The 1,427-nt window shown below is 40.8% G+C and carries 2 protein-coding genes; both read right to left on the bottom strand.

All coding sequences use genetic code 11. The features are described from left to right. Positions 1-178: 178 nt before the first annotated feature. Positions 179-571 carry a Cu(I)-responsive transcriptional regulator gene (gene cueR / locus AB4512_RS21945; RefSeq protein ID WP_017061928.1) on the bottom strand — a complete coding sequence of 131 codons (393 nt, stop codon included), beginning with the start codon at positions 569-571 and terminating at the stop codon, positions 179-181. Positions 572-664: 93 nt separating this feature from the next. Continuing rightward, positions 665-1,427, bottom strand: a 763-nt coding sequence (locus AB4512_RS21940; RefSeq protein ID WP_372175661.1) for a DUF2057 domain-containing protein, incomplete at its 5' end; no start/stop codon positions are given.

Raw genomic sequence — 1,427 nt, 5'->3', positions numbered from 1 at the left:
GGTAACGGAAACATGGGGCCTATCGTTAAGTGTTCAGATGGTAACGCAGTCACTCATGTACCACTGTTGATCTGTAAACATTACGGCGGAAAGGTGCTGTGATAGGTGCTGTGATAGGTGATTAAAGTCAGGCTAGTAATGAAATTGCTGCCTGACGATTATTTAGAACTGGAATAACCTAACTGCGGCCAGATAGATTATTCAAGATAGGACATTCCGTTGAAGTATCTCCAGGGCAGTCATGTACCCAAGATTGTAGCTGCACCTTCATCTTGTTTAACTCCGCAAGCTTCAACTCTATTTCATCTAACTTCTGAGTAGCCTTCTTCTTTACTTCGTAGCTTTGTCTGTTGGGATTCATTGCCAACTCAACCAGTGACTTACACTCATCGAGAGTGAAACCAACCATTTTAGCTCTCAAAACGAACTCTAACTGTTCGATATGAATCTCGCCATATTGCCTGTAACCATTTTCTGATCGGTGCGGTGGGCTCATCATGCCTTTACTTTCGTAAAAACGAATGGATTTCGCTGTTGTACCAACACGCTTCGCTACTTCACCAATATTCACAATCTTACCTGTAAGCCTAAAATGAAAAACCGCAGTACTGCTGTTATACAATACTGCGGCTGAAAAACATAGCTAGGGTGTAACGTTAGAAACTTACTCTTGTTCTAACAACCAAATCATAGTTTGAGATTTTTCTTCACTGTCTAGCTTATTGAACCAGTATGAAACCATTTCGATCTCTTTTGAGCCTTCTAGTAATGCTGGGTTAGCGTTCTTACGGTTCTTGAATGCCCAATCTGTTACTGCAGATTGCTCTTCTTTGGTTGCTTCACCATACCAGTAATTCACCATCTCTTGTGCTTGTGATGCTTTTGGCTCTTCAGCAACTACTGCTGCTACTGGAACAGCCGCGACTGGAGCAACCGCGATAGCTGTATGATTATTTGCACCGTTATAAATTGTGTCGATATACGCCTTTGGTACGATAAAAGTCGTGCTCATGACTGAGTTTTGGCCTTCAAGCGTAAATTCTAAATTCTTTTGTCTTGCTTGCTGAATATCAGCGTCACTTAATGGAAACTTAATATATTGAGTCTTAGTACAGTGCTCGCTGCAGCTTTCTCTTGGTACTTGTCTATCTTCTAATTCTATCGTTTTACCAAAAAAACTAACCGTTTCGTACTCTTTGTAACTTTGGAAGTAACTCACGTCCATAGTAATTGAAGATTCTGGGGCAGTATTTGGTGTTACTTCTTTATTGTATGTAAAGTAAAGCGACGACTTGAGAATATCTGCGCCTACATTTGCTCTATTTTCTGCTACGTAAGATTGACCGGTTACTTTAATGTAACCACCTTTGGGCTGCACATCAGCAACTGAGTCTGCAAAATTACTTTGTGAATCGAGTGAACTACAA

It is taken from the genome of Vibrio sp. 10N.222.52.B7 (assembly GCF_041474275.1).
Lineage (GTDB): Bacteria > Pseudomonadota > Gammaproteobacteria > Enterobacterales > Vibrionaceae > Vibrio > Vibrio crassostreae_C.
This window is presented reverse-complemented; position numbering and strand designations above follow the sequence as displayed.